The organism is Mycobacterium sp. E2327, from assembly GCF_001672675.1.
In the GTDB taxonomy this organism is placed as follows: Bacteria; Actinomycetota; Actinomycetes; order Mycobacteriales; family Mycobacteriaceae; genus Mycobacterium.
The window spans coordinates 1-15,867 of the sequence record NZ_LZKE01000219.1; the positions used below are offsets into that span (position 1 = coordinate 1).

Consider the following 15,867-nt stretch of genomic DNA (forward strand, 5'->3'; position numbering starts at 1 on the left):
CTCAGCGATCGCTGATCATGCGGGCGCTGACGGGTCACGAGGTGGAGGTCCGCTGAATGCGCGAGGCGCGCGCCACCTCCCCGCCGGCGCCGCAGGCCCCGACGACCACGGGCAGCACCACCGAGCCGAATCCCACAGCGCCCCCGACCACTTCCAGCGGCACTCCGCCCACCAGCGCCGCCCCGACCAGCGTTCCCGCCACCACCGCGCCCGCGACCACGTCGCCCACCACGTCCCCCACGGTGACTGCGCTCCCGCCACCTCCACCTAAGCCGGGCATCGACTGCCGGGCGGTGGCATGACCACACAACTTCAGCCGCCGGTCGCGGTGACTCCTCCGCTGCCCACTCGGCGCAACGCCGAGCTGCTGTTGTTGTTCTTCGCCGGGTTGATAACCGTCGCCGCGTTGCTCATCGTCCAGGCCAACCAGGAAAGGGACCTGCACTGGAACCTGGTGACCTACGGGCTCATCTTTCTGGTCATGTTCGGTAGCGCGCACCTGGCCATCCGGCGCTTCGCTCCCTACACCGACCCGCTGCTGCTGCCAATTGTGGCCCTTCTCAACGGACTTGGCTTGGTGATGATCCACCGGCTCGACCTCGTCAACAACGAGTTGAGCGGCCGTCGTCACCCCAGCGCCACCCAGCAACTGATGTGGACCGTGGTCGGAGTGGCCGCCTTCGCGTTAGTGGTCACCTTCTTGAAAGACCATCGACAGCTCGCGCGCTACGGCTACATATGCGGCGTCATGGGTCTGGTCTTCTTGGCGATCCCCGCGGTGCTGCCGGCATCGCTGTCCGAACAGAATGGCGCCAAGATCTGGATTCGCTTGCCGGGCTTCTCGATTCAGCCGGCCGAGTTCTCCAAGATCCTGCTGCTGATTTTCTTCTCCGCGGTGCTGATCGCCAAGCGGGGTCTGTTCACCAGCGTCGGCAAGCATTTCATGGGGATGACCCTGCCCCGGCCCCGAGACCTCGCGCCGCTGTTGGCCGCCTGGGTGATCTCCATTGGCGTGATGGTCTTCGAAAAAGACCTCGGCACTTCGCTGTTGCTCTACGCGTCGTTCCTGGTGGTTGTCTACCTCGCCACCCAGCGCTTCAGTTGGGTCGTCATCGGACTGGTGCTGTTCGCCGCGGCAAGCGTTGTGGCGTACTTCCTTTTCGAGCACGTCCGCGTTCGGGTGCAGATGTGGTGGGACCCGTTCTCGGATCCCGACGGCAGCGGCTATCAGCTCGTGCAGGCGATGTTCAGCTTTGCCACCGGCGGCATATTCGGCACCGGGCTGGGAAACGGTCAACCCGATACGGTGCCGGCGGCGTCGACGGACTTCATCATCGCCGCGTTCGGTGAAGAGCTCGGGCTGGTGGGCTTCGCGGCGCTTCTCATGCTGTACACGATCGTCATCGTCCGCGGGCTGCGCACGGCGATCGCGACGCGCGAAAGCTTCGGCAAGCTGCTCGCCGCGGGTCTGGCCTCGACGCTGGCCATCCAGCTGTTCATCGTCGTCGGCGGCGTGACCCGGCTGATTCCGCTGACCGGGTTGACCACGCCGTGGATGTCGTACGGCGGCTCGTCGCTGCTGGCCAACTACATCCTGCTGGCCATCCTGGCGCGCATCTCGCACAGCGCCCGACGACCCCTGCGCACCCGCGCCCGCAACACCTCGCCGATCGCGGCGGCCGGCACCGAGGTGATCGAGCGGGTATGAACGCCTCCCTCCGCCGCATCTCGGTGACCGTGATGGCGCTGGTCGTGCTGCTGTTGCTCAACGCCACGATGACGCAGGTCTTCGCCGCTGACGGGCTGCGCGCCGACCCGCGCAACCAGCGCGTCCTGCTCGACGAGTACTCGCGGCAACGCGGCCAGATCGTCGCGGGCGGTCAGCTGCTCGCGTACTCCGTGGCCACCGACAGCCGCTTCCGTTTCCTGCGGGTCTATCCCGATCCAGCCGTGTACGCACCCGTCACCGGCTTTTACTCGCTGCGCTACTCCAGCACGGGACTGGAACGCACCGAGGACCCGGTGCTGAACGGGTCGGACGAGCGGCTGTTCGGGCGCCGGCTGGCCGACTTCTTCACCGGTCGCGATCCCCGGGGCGGCAACGTCGACACCACCATCGTTCCGCGGGTCCAGCAGGCGGCCTGGGATGCCATGCAACAGGGCTGCGGTGGGCCGGCGTGCAAGGGCGCCGTCGTCGCGCTGGAGCCGTCCACCGGCAAGATCCTCGCCATGGTGTCGTCGCCGTCCTACGATCCCAACCTGCTCGCGTCGCACGATGCCCAGGTGCAGTCGCAGGCCTGGCAACGGCTTCGGGACGATCCCGAGAATCCGATGACCAATCGCGCCATCTCCGAGACCTATCCACCGGGCTCGACGTTCAAGGTCATCACCACCGCGGCGGCGCTGCAGGCCGGCGCGACCGACACCGAGCAGTTGACCGCGGCGTCCTCCATTCCGCTGCCCGGCAGCACGGCCACCCTGGAGAATTACGGCGGCACGCCGTGCGGCAATGCGCCGACGGTGTCGCTCAGCCAGGCGTTCGCCCTGTCCTGCAACACCGCGTTCGTCCAGCTGGGCCTCCTGACCGGCGCCGACGCGCTGCGCAGCATGGCGCACTCGTTCGGGCTGGACAGCACCCCCAGCGTCATACCGCTGCAGGTCGCGGAGTCCACCATCGGGATCATGCCGGACGCCGCGGCGCTGGGGATGTCCAGCATCGGTCAGAAGGACGTGGCCCTCACACCGCTGGAGAACGCCGAGATCGCCGCTACCATCGCAAACCGCGGGGTGACGATGCAGCCCTACCTGATCGATAGCCTCAAGGGGCCGGACCTGTCCAACATCAGCACCACCGCGCCCTATCAACAGCGCCGCGCGGTGTCACCGCAGGTCGCCGCTAAGCTAACAGAGCTGATGGTCGGCGCCGAGAAAGTCGCGCAGCAGAAAGGGGCGATTCCCGGCGTGCAGATTGCATCCAAGACGGGTACCGCTGAGCATGGCACCGACCCACGTAACACTCCGCCGCACGCGTGGTACATCGCGTTCGCGCCCGCGCAGACACCGAAGGTAGCCGTGGCGGTGCTGGTGGAGAACGGCGGCGACCGCCTGTCCGCGACCGGGGGCGCGCTTGCCGCACCGATCGGCCGGGCGGTGATCGAGGCCGCGCTACAGGGAGGACCATGAGCCCGCGAGTTGGTGTGACGCTGTCTGGCCGGTACCGCCTGCAGCGCCTCATCGCCACTGGTGGCATGGGCCAGGTGTGGGAGGCGGTCGACAGCCGGCTGGGCCGGCGCGTCGCGGTCAAGGTACTCAAGCAGGAGTTCTCCCAGGACCCCGAGTTCATCGAACGGTTCCGCGCCGAGGCGCGCACCACGGCAATGCTGAATCATCCCGGAATCGCCCAGGTCCATGACTACGGCGAGAGCCAGTTGGACGGGGAGGGCCGCACCGCCTACCTGGTGATGGAGCTGGTCAACGGCGAGCCGCTGAACTCGGTGCTGAAACGCACCGGACGGCTGTCGCTGCGGCACGCGCTCGACATGCTCGAGCAGACCGGTCGGGCCCTTCAGGTCGCGCACGCCGCCGGCCTGGTGCACCGCGACGTCAAACCGGGCAACATCTTGATCACCCCGACCGGCCAGGTGAAGATCACCGACTTCGGCATCGCCAAGGCGGTCGACGCCGCGCCGGTGACCCAGACCGGGATGGTGATGGGCACCGCCCAATACATCGCACCCGAGCAGGCGCTGGGTCACGACGCCACCCCCGCCAGTGACGTCTACTCGCTGGGAGTCGTTGGCTACGAGGTGGTTTCGGGCAAGCGTCCGTTCGCCGGCGACGGGGCGTTGACGGTGGCGATGAAGCACATCAAGGAACCCCCGCCGCCGCTGCCCGCCGAGCTGCCGCCCAACGTGCGCGAACTGATCGAGATCACCCTCGTGAAGAACCCCCAGATGCGCTACCGCAGCGGGGGACCGTTCGCCGACGCGGTGGCCGCGGTCCGGGCCGGTCGCCGGCCGCCGCGGCCGAGCCAGTCGCCGCCCCCCGGTCGGGCCTCACCGGCGGCGATTCCGTCGAGCCCGCACGCCAGGGCCACCGCCGTCGGGCCCAGCCGCGCCGTCGCGCCCCGTCGCTCCGGCCCGTCCACCGGTCGTTCGCGGCCGCCCGCGCGGCGCACATTCTCGTCGGGGCAGCGAGCGCTGCTGTGGGCTGCGGGTGTGCTGGGGGCGCTGGCCATCCTGATCGCGGTGATCATCGTCATCAACTCCCGCGCGGAGAACGGGCAACCGGCGCCGCCGACGGTCACCGACACCGGGACACCGCCGGCCACGGCGCCGCCGGCGAGCAAGACGCCCAGCGGGTCCGCGCCGCGTCTGCGCCTGGATTGGACGGATCCGGAGAGCTCAGGTAATTCTGGACTTCAGAGCAGGCCGCATGGACCTGACTGGGTCACCCCCTCTCGACCCAGCACATCGCCGGCCCGTTATGAGACACCGCGATGACCACCCCGCAGCACCTGTCCGACCGCTATGAGCTCGGCGAGATCCTCGGTTTCGGGGGCATGTCCGAAGTTCATCTGGCCCGCGACGTCCGTTTGCACCGCGACGTCGCGGTGAAGGTGCTGCGCGCCGACCTGGCCCGCGATCCGAGTTTTTATCTGCGCTTCCGGCGCGAGGCGCAAAACGCCGCGGCGCTGAACCACCCGTCCATCGTGGCGGTGTACGACACCGGTGAGGCGGAAACCCCCACCGGCCCGCTGCCCTACATCGTCATGGAGTACGTCGACGGCGTCACCCTGCGCGACATCGTGCACACCGACGGGCCGCTGCCGCCCCGGCGGGCCATCGAAATCATCGCCGACGCCTGCCAGGCCCTGAACTTCAGCCATCAGAACGGCATCATCCACCGCGACGTCAAGCCGGCGAACATCATGATCAGCAGCACCAACGCGGTCAAGGTGATGGACTTCGGCATCGCGCGCGCCATCGCCGACAGCGGCAACAGCGTCACCCAGACCGCGGCCGTGATCGGGACGGCCCAGTACCTGTCACCCGAACAGGCGCGCGGTGACTCGGTCGACGCCCGATCGGACGTCTATTCGCTGGGCTGCGTCCTCTACGAAATCCTCACCGGCGAGCCGCCTTTCACGGGTGACTCGCCCGTCGCGGTCGCCTACCAGCATGTCCGCGAGGATCCGGTGCCGCCGTCGAAACGTCACGAGGGCATCTCCGCCGACCTGGACGCCGTGGTGCTCAAGGCGCTGGCCAAGAACCCGGAGAACCGTTACCAGACCGCGGCGGAGATGCGCGCCGACCTGGTGCGGGTGCACAACGGTGAGCCGCCGGAGGCGCCCAAGGTGCTCACCGACGCCGAGCGCAGTTCGTTCCTTTCGTCCACCGGACCCGGTCACGGGCCGCGCACCGACCCGCTGCCGCGCCAGGCGCTGGACGACACCGACCGCGACCGCGGCGGTTCCATCGGCCGCTGGGTAGTAGCGGTCGCCGTGCTGGCGGTGCTGACGATCGTCGTGGTCATCGCCTTCAACACGTTCGGCGGCAGCACCCGCGACGTCCAGGTGCCCGACATGCGCGGGCAGGTGTCCGCGGATGCCATTGCCGCGCTGCAAAACCGGGGCTTCAAGACTCGCACCCTGCAAAAGCCCGACTCGACGGTTCCGCCCGACCACGTCATCAGCACCGATCCCGCCGCCAACGCGTCGGTGAGCGCCGGTGACGAGATCACCATCAACGTCTCGACCGGCCCCGAGCAGCGCGAGGTCCCCGACGTCTCGTCGCTGAGTTACAGCGACGCGGTCACCAAGCTGAAGACCGCCGGATTCAGCAAGTTCAAGCAGGCGAACTCCCCGTCGACTCCGGAACTGCTGGGCAAGGTGATCGGGACCAACCCGCCGGCCAACCAGACGTCGGCGATCACGAACGTGATCACGGTCATCGTCGGCTCCGGACCGGAGACCAAGCAGGTCCCCGACGTCGCCGGTCAGACCGTCGACGTCGCGCAGAAGAACCTGACGGTCTACGGCTTCACGAAGGTCACCCAGACGCAGGTGGACAGCACCCGGCCCGCCGGGGAGGTGATCGGCACGAATCCGCCTAAGGGCCAGATGGTTCCGGTGGACTCGATCATCGAGCTGCAGGTGTCCAAGGGTAACCAATTCACGATGCCCGACCTGACCGGCATGTTCTGGACGGACGCCGAGCCGCGGCTGCGTGCCCTCGGCTGGACCGGGGGGCTGGACAAAGGGCCCGATGTCGACGCCGGCGGCGCCCAATCCCACCGGGTCGTCTATCAGAACCCGCCGGCCGGCACCGGTTGCAACCGGGACGGGATCATCACGCTGAAGTTCGGCCAGTAGCTCCCGCGCCGCTGGTTTCGGCGTCCGGGAAATAGGGCCGGACCGCGGCGCGCACTTCGTTCTCCAGGCGGCGCACCAACATGTCGTCGTGCGTCCAGCCGCAGTATCCGAGCCAGTTCGCCAGCATCCGGTGCCCGCCCTCGGTGAGGATCGATTCCGGATGGAACTGGACACCGTGGATCGGCAACTCGGTGTGGCGCACGCCCATGATCACGCCGCTGCGGGTGCGGGCCGTCACCTCCAGGACGGCGGGCAGCGACTCGGGCAGGATCGTCAGCGAGTGGTAACGGGTCGCCGTGAACGGATCCGGAAGCCCGTGCAGCACACCGACATTGGTGTGAAACACGCTGCTCGTCTTGCCGTGCAACAACTCTGGCGCGCGGTCCACCGTGGCGCCGAACGCCACGCCGATCGCCTGATGTCCGAGGCAGACCCCCAGCAGCGGGGTGCGCTGCGCGGCGCACGCGTCAACCAGGCTGATCGACGCGCCCGCGCGTTCCGGGGTGCCCGGTCCGGGGCTGAGCAGGACGCCGTCGAACTGCGTCGCAACGGTGGTCGGGTCCGAGAGGCGGGCGTCGTCGTTGCGCCAGACGTCGGCCTCGACGCCGAGCTGGCCCAGGTACTGCACCAGGTTGAACACGAAGCTGTCGTAGTTGTCGACAACCAGGATCCGCATCGTGTCAGGTTACCGTCCGGCCCCGTGGGGGGCCGCCGCTCAGTACCCCACCGGGCCCGCCGGCTGCGCGACGTGCATCCGGACCGGTTCGGAATGGCCGGCGATCTGCACGTCGGGCTTGACCTCTTCGCGGTAGCCGAGGCCGAACCGGACCACGTACTGCTTGTAGAGGATGACCAGGGGAGCGGCCGCCAGGGCGGCTTGCATGGCCGCCGCGTTGCCGATCGCGGTGATCGTGTAGGGCGGGCTGTAGGTACGCCCGTTGAGCAGCAGCGTGTTGCCGACGCAGCGGGGCACCGAGGTCGCGATGATCCGCTGGTCTTGCATCTGGATCGCCTCGGCGCCGGCGCTCCACAACGCGTTCAGGACGGCCTGGATGTCCTGCTGGTGCACGACCAGGTCGTCGGGCGAGGCGTCGCGGGGGAAGCGGCCGTTGGCGTCGCGCTGTGCGTCCTGCAGCGTCACCACCAGACCCGGGCCGTGCACCGGGTCCATGCCCGCTTCGCCGGCCAGTTCGGCGGAGCGTCGCAGCATCGCCTTGAGCGCGGTGTCGGTGGACCGGCCGTGCGCGGAGTCGATCTTGTGGGCCAGCTCGTCGCGTTGGGCGCGGAGGCGATCGACCGACGACTGGGCCTCGCGGACCAGATCGACCAGGCGCGGCGCATCGCTGCGGCGGATTTCGGCGCCGCCGGATACCCCGTGCGTGGCGGCGAGCAGCAACCCGGCCAGCAGGCACACCAGAGGGACCCCGAAGCGCCATGGTGAGCGGCGCGTGTCAGTCATCGAGTCTCCATTTCCTGGTCGCCGTGCCAGGTGAGTTAGTCTCGTATCCGAGCTATGCGTGCAGCTGCCATCGTTATCGTCGCACCCCGTCCCGTTGTTCAGGTATGCCGAGGTATTCAAATGCCCAAATCGAAGGTCCGTAAGAAGAACGATTTCACCGTCAGCGCGGTCAGCCGCACTCCGGTGAAAGTGAAGGTCGGACCGTCCAGCGTGTGGTTCGTTTGCCTGTTCGTCGGCCTCATGTTGATCGGGCTCGTCTGGCTGATGGTGTTCCAATTGGCCGCCGTCGGCAGCCAGGCGCCGGCCGCCTTGAACTGGATGGCGCAACTCGGTCCGTGGAATTACGCGATCGCGTTCGCTTTCATGATCACCGGCTTGTTGCTCACGATGCGCTGGCACTGACCAACCCCGCAGAGGTAATGAATTCATCTTGGGGTGTTCCTGTAACTGGCTCAGCAACGTCGCGACCAACCAATCACACGCGTGTGATTTATCCCCACTGTTGATAGCGCTTGTGGATAAGCGCGTTGGCAGTGGTGGGAGGGGTTAGGTAGCCCATGCAGCAAACAGAATGGGCGCCGCCCGCGACGGGAATCGCAGGTTGCGGGGTTGTCGGGGTCTTGATGGCTATCGCCAGTGTGACCGTAGTCACAGACGCGCCCGGCCGCCTGCTGACCGGGATTGCCGCGGCGGGGTTGATCTTGTTTGCGGGCATGACGTGGCGCGCGCGTCCGAAGCTGGCAATTACCCCGGGCGGCCTCGCGTTGCGGGGGTGGTTCCGGACGCAGTTATTGAGGCACGCCGACATCAAGATCATCCGGATCACCGAATTCCGCCGTCACGCGCGCACCGTGCGGTTGCTCGAGGTCGAAACGGTCAACGGTGGGCTGCTGATCTTGAACCGCTGGGACCTCGGGACGGACCCGTTGAAGGTGCTCGACGCCCTCACGGACGCCGGCTACGCGGGCGGCAACCGGCGCTGAGGGGGCGCCGCCTTAGGAGATCGTGATCGACTCGATGACCACCGGCTCGGTGGGACGGTCGTTGCCGTCGGTGGACGTCGTCGCGATCGCGTCGACCACCTTTTGCGAATCGGGGTCGGTCACTTCGCCGAAGATCGTGTGGCGCCGGTTCAGGTGCGGCGTCTGGGCGACGGTGATGAAGAACTGCGAACCGTTGGTGCCCGGGCCGGCGTTCGCCATCGCCAGCAGGTAGGGCTTGTCGAACTGCAGCTCGGGGTGGAACTCGTCGGCGAACTTGTAGCCCGGACCGCCGCGACCCGTACCGGTCGGGTCACCGCCCTGGATCATGAAGCCCCTAATCACCCGGTGAAAGACCGCGCCGTCGTAAAACGGGCCCGACGGGCCACCCGAGGCGTTCTGGGTGGAGTACTCCTTGGTGCCCTGCGCCAGGCCGACGAAGTTGGCGACGGTCTTGGGCGCGTGGTTTCCGAACAGGGCGACCTTGATGTCTCCGCGGTTGGTGTGCAGCGTTGCGGTGGCGGTCTGAATGGGGCTGTTAGTCACGGGGCTAGAGTCTGCCATTACGCGCGACCTTGCCCGCACCCGGTACCGAACCCGGGATGCGCACAGTAGGGCCGGGCGTGGCCCATCAATGGCACGCTGATGAGGCATCGCACGAGCGAACAGAAGGGCGGCAGATGAGCGCGAAGACGGAAACCCGGCTGACCCCACGGGAGCGACTGGCCCGCGGGCTCACTTACTCGGCGGTGGGGCCGGTCGATGTCACCCGGGGCGTCGTCGGGCTGAGCGTGCACGGCGCGCAGTCGACCGCTTCGGGACTTCGTCGCCGGTACCGCGAGGGCCGGCTCGCCCGCGAAATCGCCGCTGCCCAAGAGACACTCACCCAAGAGCTGGCCGCCGCGCAAGAGGTGGTCGCCGGGCTGCCCCAGGCGCTGCAGGAGGCGCGCCGGGCCCAACGCCGCCGGCCCCGCCCCTGGGTGATCGCAGGAGCGGCGGTCCTGGTCCTGGCCGGCGGCGCCGTCGCGTTCAGCGTCGTCCGCCGTTCGATGCGCGGCGGGGAGGAGCCGTCGCCCCGGCCGCCGAGCGTCGACGTGCAGCCCCGACCGTAATCCTCAGCTGACGGCCAACCGCAGACTTTTGCGGCGCCGGACCAGGATGCTGGGAAGCCAGTCGCCGACGTCAACCGCGTCGATCCAGGCGGTGCGCTCCAGTAATTTGCGCAATACGATTTGGGCTTCAAGGCGGGCCAGCGCGGCGCCCACGCAAAAGTGCACGCCCTTGCCGAACGCCAGGTGGCCCTTGGCGGCGGTGCGATCGAGGCGGAATTCGTTCGGTGCGTCGAAGTGCGCCGGGTCGCGGTTGGCCGCTCCCCACATCAGCAGCAGATGGGAATCGGCCGGCACCTCAACACCGGCCAGCGTGGTGTCGCGCCACACGTGTCGGTAATGGCCACGGAACGGAGATTCGAGGCGCAGCGTCTCCTCGATGAAAGCGGTTAGCAATTCGGGGTTTTCACGGAGCTGTCGTTGAATTGCGGGGCGGTCGGCGAGAATCCACGCAGCGCTGCCCAGGAGCGACGCCGTCGATTCTCCGGCGGCGCTGAACAGCGTCATCATGATGCCCATTGCGGGGAGTTGCTCCAGTTCACCCGAAGCGCAGCGCGCCGCCAGGTCGGCGATCAGGCCGGATTCGGCATTCTCGCTTGCCTTTTCGAAATGCTCCGTGACGTATCCCGATAGCTCCAGGGCCGCCGCGAACGCCTGTTGAAGTTGGTCGGGGGTGACGATCCCGTCGAGCAGCGTGGTGGTGGCGTAGCCGAGCCGAATGAGTTTGTCGACGTCGTCATCGGGCAGGCCGAGGAGCTGGGCGACCACCATCATCGGCAACCGGTTGGCGATGGCGCTCATCCATTCGATCTGACCGCTGTCCAGATTCTGCTCCCACAACCGGTCGGCGGTGGCGGCGGCGAACTCCTCGATGATCCGCACCCGCTTGGCCGACAGGTGCGGAAGCAAAATTTTGCGGTGCACCGCGTGCACTGGATCGTCGGCGGTGGCCAGCGCGTGGGCGGCGCCTCCCGCCGGCCCCATGTCGAACGGGGTGACCGTGCCGTCCTCCTGAAAAACCATGGTGGCGGTCAGGTTTGACGAAAAGTCGTCGACGCGCTCGACGGCCTCGTGCACCGCGTCCCAACCGCATACGGCGTAAAAGACGGACTCGCCGATGCGCTGCACCGGCGCTTCGGAGCGCATTCGGTCATACAGCGAGTACGGATCTTGCAGCGCCTCCGGGCCCAGGAGCTCACTCGGTTTGTCCAGGACGGGCATGCGTTCAGCCTCGGTGCACCGACCTGCCACGTCAACGGGACTAGACGATGTTGAGGAGCGATCGCGCCTCGCGCCGGTCGAGGCCCCTGGGGGTCACCGGGCGCCAACAGCGCATTAGCCTGAGAAATTCTGCTGCAGAATTCTCATCGTGAGAGAAGTATTTCTGCCCGCCGCGATCTGTTAGAGCATGGGTGGATGGCGCGCGACGACTGGCTGGTGGGGCGCGATCGCCGCAGCGAAGCCACCGAACGGATTCTCGCCGCGGCGGCCGATCTCATCTCTCGCGAAGGATACGAGGGTTTCACGATCGAAGCCTTAGCGGCCCGGGTGCACTGCTCGCCCGCGACGATCTACCGCCATGCCGGCGGTAAGGCGGCCATCCGCGACGCCGTCGTCACCATCCAAGCGGCTCGCATCGTCGACGCCACGCGCGAAGCCATCAAGGACCTCAGGGGGCCCGACCGTGTTGCGACCGCCGCGATCATCGCCCTACAACGACTGCGGGCCGATCCGCTGGCCCAGCTCATGCAGTCCATGCATGTGAATCCCGTCAGTGAATGGGTCATCAGCTCACCCATCGTCACGGGGTTGGCCGCCGAAATGGTCGGCCCCGACAACGACGATCCCCTGGCTGCGCAGTGGCTGATCCGCGTTTTCCTGGCGCTGTGGTGCTGGCCGCTCAAAGACCCGGATGCCGAACGCGCCCTCATTCAACGCTTCCTGGGTTCACCCCAGGCGACGCGGTAAGGATGTAACCCGTGACTTGGACGAGGTACGAGGGCAGGGTGCTCGCGGACACCGCTCTCACCGGCGACGCGCTCGAGGCGGCGCTCGAAGACCATGTGCGCGTACAGAATCCGCATCTGACCGACGTCCGCTTGGAGTCGGTGGTTGCCACAGAGGACTACGACACGCAGGCAACGGGGCCGGGGCGTTGGTACCGCGTCAGCTACTTGGCCGAAGGTGCGGACCTCTAGGCGAACCGCCCTATAGGTGCGCCCCGGTCGGCCCGTTGGTCCCCGCCGCTCCCAACAGAATTCCGCCGTTTCCGCCGGCACCCCCGAGACCGCCCGAGCCCGTGCCGGCCGCGCCGCCTCGCCGCGTCGCCGCCGTTGCCGAACAGCCCCACCGCGTTGCCCCCCGCGCCCCCGGTTCTCGGGGTACCGAACACCGCCTGCCCGCCGGTGCCGCCGTGACCGCCGTTACCCGCCAGGAGCCCGCCGCTGCCCCCTGCGCCGCCGGGACCTCCGGGGTTCACGGAGCTGAAAATGCCGCCGCCGGTCCCTCCGGCGCCGCCGTTTCCAATCAGCCCTGCGCTTCCGCCGGTGCCGCCACCCTGTCCCAGTGAGCCGGCGCCGCCGTCGCCGCCATCGCCGAACAGCAATCCGCCTTCGCCACCGGAACCGCCGACGTTGCCGCCGTTGCCAAATCCGGCGTCGCCGCCGGCACCCCCTGTCCCGAAGAGCAGGCCACCGCTGCCGCCACTGCCGCCTGCGCCTCCGGGACCCGTCCCGTCGTTTGCAAAGCCGCCGGCTCCGCCGGCGCCACCAGCTCCGCCGAGCAACCCGATGGCGTTACCGCCGACCCCGCCGTTCCCGGCCCGGCCGGCCACGAAGTTGTTTGCGCCGCCGGTCCCACCCGCGCCGCCATTGCCGTAAAGCAGGCCACCGGTGCCGCCCGTGCCGCCGGTGCCGCCGGTGCCGCTCGCGACGTTGACGCTCCCGCCGGTGCCGCCATTGCCGCCGTGGCCGAAGAGGCCCGCGGGGCCGCCGTTGCCACCGTTTTTGCCCCCCGCGCCGGACCCGCCGTCGCCGCCATTGCCCCAGAGGATGCCTCCGGCACCGCCGGTTTGCCCTGATCCGGGTGCTCCGTTGGTGCCGTCGCCGATCAGCGGGCGTTGCAGCAGAAGTTCGGTTGGCGTGTTGATCACGTTCAGCAGGTCCTGCACGGCCGTCTGTAGTGCCGACACGTTGGCCGCCTCGGTGCCGGCGTAGGCGGCCGCACCCCCGCTCAAAGCCTGCGCGAACTGCTGATGGAGCGCCGCCGCTCGGGTGCTGAGGGCCTGATACGCCTGCCCGTACTCGCCGAACACCGACGCGATCGCCGCAGACACCTCGTCGGCACCGGCCGAGAGCACGTTCGCGGTGGGGGCCCACGCGGCCGCATTGGCCTCGCTGATCTGCGAGCCGATACTCACCACGTCGGTCGCGGCCGCGGCGATCAGGTCTGGAATTGCGACAGCAAACGACATTCCGCACCTCCGATCGACGCTACGACCCGGCGGTCGGCCACTCAGCTAGATCGTCGAGCCTCGCGGAATACCCAAAAGCGTATACATGCGCCGCGCGCTTTATAGATGATTCGGAACAAAAAATAGCGACGGGGCGGGGCACCCACGGGTTGTGGTCGCCCGGCGGAGGGCCGCCGGAGAAAATCCGCGGCTGCGTCAATTGAAACTCACACGCAATGCACACGCGCCCCCGAAATGTCGTTCCCGGGCGGCGCCGCGTGCCCCATCTAGGGCGGTTGACACCGCGCAATGCCCCAATGCTGCGGCCCATCCCGTTATCAAGCCGACGAGCCGCGGAGTCGAGCGAATTCATATATTCATGACGATGGAAAGGCTTCTTTGGACGGCAGCTCACGTCGGATTCATATGCTGCGGTCCAATACGCTCCGGTTCAATGCTAATTCAGAGAAATCGCGCCGGAATTCATACTTTTCCGGTACCGGAATTTGAATCAGCGTGAGCTTTGCCAGAATTCCGAGGTCAGGCGCGATTGGTTGTCATTCGGGTGGGATCGATACCCGGCCGGCTTTGAATAGCGTCCCGTAGCAACGACAAAACACGGGAGGAAACCGCATGTCTTTCGTAACTGCTTATCCGGAGAAGCTGGCGTCGGCCGCCGCCAATCTTCAGTCGATCGGCGCCGCACTGAACGCCGGCAATGCGGCCGCGGCCGCTCAGACCGTCGGTGTCGTTCCCGCGGCCGCCGACGAGGTATCCGCGCTGACCGCGGCCTGCTTCGCCTCGCACGCGCAGCGTTTTCAAGCATTGAGTGCTCAAGCGGCGGCGATTCAGCAGATGCTGGTCGCCACGCTGGCCGCAGGCGCGGCTTCCTATGCTGCAACGGAAGCCGCGAACGCGGCGGCTGCGAGCTGAGCGGCCATGGACTATGGGTTGTTGCCGCCCGAGGTCAACTCCGCACGCATGTACACCGGTCCGGGGGCAGGTTCGTTGGTCGCCGCCTCGGCCGGCTGGGGTGATCTCGCCGTCGAATTGCATTCGGCCGCAGCCGGATTCCAGTCGGTGATTTCCGCGCTGACCAGCGGTCCGTGGCTGGGTCCCGCGTCGGCGTCGTTGGTTGCGGCCGCGACACCGTTCGTGGCGTGGTTACAAAGCAGCGCCACGAGTTCGGAGCTGGCGTCCAGCCAGGCGGCGGCCGCCGCCTCCGCCCACGAGACCGCGTTCGCCCTGACGGTGCCGCCCCCGGTGATCGCGGCCAACCGTGCCGAGTTGGCGGCCTTGCTCGCGACAAATTTCTTAGGGCAAAATGCCCCGGCGATCGCGGCCAACGAGGCCGAGTATTTCGAAATGTGGGCTCAGGACGCAACGGCAATGTATGCCTACGCCAGCTCGTCGGCGGCGGCGGCGGCACAGTTGACCGATTTTGCGGAGCCACCGGAGGTGGCCGATTCCTCCGGCCTGGCACGCCAATCTGCGGCGGTGTCCGCGGCCGCCGCCGACAATCCCGTCCAGACCGTCGTGCAGGATGTGCTGACGCGTTTGGATTCCATTCCGAACCCGTGGGCGGAACTGGTTTCGTCGTTCAACGGCACACAGCTCGACAAATACATTTCGGCGAACACCATCTTGGACGACGTCGTCATGCTGTACGGCAAGTACTTAGTGCCTTACGTCTCAACCGCGCAGTCGATGATTCAATCGACGCAGTCCTTCGGGCAGGTGAGCAACGGGATCACGGCCATGACCACCTTCGCTAAGGGCCTCGGCCCCGCGGTCAAGGCGGCCGAAGGCGCTGCGCAGTCGGCGGCCAACGCCGGCACGAACGCCGGGGGCGTCGCGGCGGGTCTGGGCAGAGCGCTCCCGATGGGCGCCCTGTCGGTACCGCCGAGCTGGGCCCCGGTAAGCGCCGTGACCAATCCGGGGGCGGCCGCCCTCAACTCCGCGGTCGTCCCGGTCGAGGCCGACGGAATGAATGCTCTGCCCATGGCCCCGTTGGGGCAACTCGGCGGAAACCGTTACGGGAGAATGCTTCCGACCTACGGTTTCAAGCCGTCAGTGATGGCAAAGCCGCCGGCGGCCGGGTGACCGGGGCGACTTGATCGAAAGGTGTTCGGCTCTAACCGATCTCGCGTGCAACGTAGATTGCGACATATCCGAGCGGGATGCCGGTGCGGTTCGCGATCGATTGCCGCGCCGCCAACTCCACGGCGGCCCGGCTGCTGGCGCGAGTGGCACCGCCGATCTCGGGAATTCGAATCAGCCATCCGTCGGCGTCGCGAGTGATCTCGATGTCGAAGCACTGGCCGACGGTGGGGCGCGTCACGCGGCGAGTGACGCGTTGCGTGCGGCTCCTGCGCAGCGTGCTGGGACGGTGCAGAGTCTGACCGGGCATGGCTACTTTCCTGAGTTGAAGATGGGCCGCGCGCAAGAGTAAGTCCGACCGAACCAAAACACCTAATCGCCTGATGCCGGGCGCG

The 15,867-nt window shown here is 67.6% G+C and carries 17 protein-coding genes and 1 pseudogene; 11 read left to right on the forward strand and 7 right to left on the reverse strand.

Translation table 11 applies throughout. From position 1 onward, the window contains the following. Positions 1-34: 34 nt before the first annotated feature. A complete protein-coding gene (locus A5712_RS32545) occupies positions 35-241 on the reverse strand; it encodes a hypothetical protein (RefSeq protein ID WP_068111465.1) in 207 nt (68 codons plus the stop codon). A gap of 57 nt (positions 242-298) precedes the next feature. On the opposite strand from A5712_RS32545, the gene A5712_RS24985 reads away from it, so the two are divergent. The 4 genes from A5712_RS24985 to pknB are packed head-to-tail and all read left to right on the forward strand — an operon-like array spanning position 299 to position 6,373. After that, positions 299-1,708, forward strand: a complete 1,410-nt coding sequence (locus A5712_RS24985; protein WP_068111468.1) for an FtsW/RodA/SpoVE family cell cycle protein — start codon at positions 299-301, stop codon at positions 1,706-1,708. Next, positions 1,705-3,183, forward strand: a complete 1,479-nt coding sequence (pbpA, locus tag A5712_RS24990) for a D,D-transpeptidase PbpA (RefSeq protein ID WP_068111470.1) — start codon at positions 1,705-1,707, stop codon at positions 3,181-3,183. The genes A5712_RS24985 and pbpA overlap by 4 nt, the downstream gene beginning before the upstream one ends. After that, a complete protein-coding gene (locus tag A5712_RS24995) occupies positions 3,180-4,502 on the forward strand; it encodes a serine/threonine-protein kinase (RefSeq protein WP_068111473.1) in 1,323 nt (440 codons plus the stop codon). The genes pbpA and A5712_RS24995 overlap by 4 nt, the downstream gene beginning before the upstream one ends. After that, positions 4,499-6,373 (forward strand): Stk1 family PASTA domain-containing Ser/Thr kinase, encoded by a 1,875-nt coding sequence (gene pknB / locus A5712_RS25000; protein ID WP_068111476.1) that lies wholly within the window; start codon positions 4,499-4,501, stop codon positions 6,371-6,373. Before A5712_RS24995 ends, pknB begins: the two co-directional genes overlap by 4 nt. On the opposite strand, the gene A5712_RS25005 is transcribed toward pknB, so the two are convergent. Together A5712_RS25005 and A5712_RS25010 are read right to left on the reverse strand one after the other, a co-directional pair. Then, entirely contained in the window at positions 6,351-7,049 is a 699-nt protein-coding gene (locus A5712_RS25005) for an aminodeoxychorismate/anthranilate synthase component II (RefSeq protein WP_068111480.1), read from the reverse strand. The genes pknB and A5712_RS25005 overlap by 23 nt on opposite strands. A gap of 39 nt (positions 7,050-7,088) precedes the next feature. After that, on the reverse strand, positions 7,089-7,832 hold the full coding sequence (locus tag A5712_RS25010) for a DUF881 domain-containing protein (RefSeq protein WP_068111483.1): 744 nt from the start codon (positions 7,830-7,832) through the stop codon (positions 7,089-7,091). Positions 7,833-7,952: 120 nt separating this feature from the next. On the opposite strand from A5712_RS25010, the gene crgA reads away from it, so the two are divergent. Both crgA and A5712_RS25020 read left to right on the forward strand, forming a co-directional pair. After that, positions 7,953-8,234 carry a cell division protein CrgA gene (gene crgA, locus A5712_RS25015; protein ID WP_066917062.1) on the forward strand — a complete coding sequence of 94 codons (282 nt, stop codon included), beginning with the start codon at positions 7,953-7,955 and terminating at the stop codon, positions 8,232-8,234. Positions 8,235-8,389: 155 nt separating this feature from the next. Next, complete coding sequence (locus A5712_RS25020; RefSeq protein ID WP_068111484.1) at positions 8,390-8,815, forward strand: PH domain-containing protein; 426 nt, start codon at positions 8,390-8,392, stop codon at positions 8,813-8,815. A 12-nt stretch (positions 8,816-8,827) separates the two neighbouring features. On the opposite strand, the gene A5712_RS25025 is transcribed toward A5712_RS25020, so the two are convergent. Continuing rightward, on the reverse strand, positions 8,828-9,376 hold the full coding sequence (locus A5712_RS25025) for a peptidylprolyl isomerase (protein WP_068111486.1): 549 nt from the start codon (positions 9,374-9,376) through the stop codon (positions 8,828-8,830). A 116-nt stretch (positions 9,377-9,492) separates the two neighbouring features. Between A5712_RS25025 and cwsA the strand changes: the two genes are divergently transcribed. Beyond that, positions 9,493-9,924, forward strand: a complete 432-nt coding sequence (cwsA, locus tag A5712_RS25030; protein WP_068111489.1) for a cell wall synthesis protein CwsA — start codon at positions 9,493-9,495, stop codon at positions 9,922-9,924. Positions 9,925-9,927: 3 nt separating this feature from the next. Here the strand turns inward: cwsA and A5712_RS25035 are convergent, their stop codons facing one another. Then, the gene (locus tag A5712_RS25035; RefSeq protein WP_068111492.1) at positions 9,928-11,142 is read right to left on the reverse strand and encodes a cytochrome P450; all 1,215 of its coding nucleotides are present in this window, start codon (positions 11,140-11,142) and stop codon (positions 9,928-9,930) included. 195 nt (positions 11,143-11,337) lie between these two features. Here A5712_RS25035 and A5712_RS25040 point away from each other — a divergent pair, with 195 nt between their 5' ends. Then, complete coding sequence (locus tag A5712_RS25040) at positions 11,338-11,889, forward strand: TetR/AcrR family transcriptional regulator (protein WP_068111496.1); 552 nt, start codon at positions 11,338-11,340, stop codon at positions 11,887-11,889. An 11-nt stretch (positions 11,890-11,900) separates the two neighbouring features. Then, on the forward strand, positions 11,901-12,119 hold the full coding sequence (locus A5712_RS25045) for a hypothetical protein (RefSeq protein ID WP_068111500.1): 219 nt from the start codon (positions 11,901-11,903) through the stop codon (positions 12,117-12,119). A 10-nt stretch (positions 12,120-12,129) separates the two neighbouring features. Here A5712_RS25045 and A5712_RS25050 read toward each other — a convergent pair. Further along, positions 12,130-13,393: pseudogene (locus A5712_RS25050) on the reverse strand (PE family protein). Positions 13,394-14,005: 612 nt separating this feature from the next. On the opposite strand from A5712_RS25050, the gene A5712_RS25055 reads away from it, so the two are divergent. Continuing rightward, the gene (locus A5712_RS25055) at positions 14,006-14,305 is read left to right on the forward strand and encodes a PE family protein (protein ID WP_068111506.1); all 300 of its coding nucleotides are present in this window, start codon (positions 14,006-14,008) and stop codon (positions 14,303-14,305) included. Positions 14,306-14,311: 6 nt separating this feature from the next. Beyond that, on the forward strand, positions 14,312-15,475 hold the full coding sequence (locus tag A5712_RS25060; RefSeq protein WP_068111509.1) for a PPE family protein: 1,164 nt from the start codon (positions 14,312-14,314) through the stop codon (positions 15,473-15,475). 31 nt (positions 15,476-15,506) lie between these two features. Here the strand turns inward: A5712_RS25060 and A5712_RS25065 are convergent, their stop codons facing one another. Continuing rightward, complete coding sequence (locus tag A5712_RS25065; RefSeq protein ID WP_068111512.1) at positions 15,507-15,713, reverse strand: long chain fatty acid-CoA synthetase Faa4p; 207 nt, start codon at positions 15,711-15,713, stop codon at positions 15,507-15,509. Between the last annotated feature and the right edge of the window lie 154 nt (positions 15,714-15,867).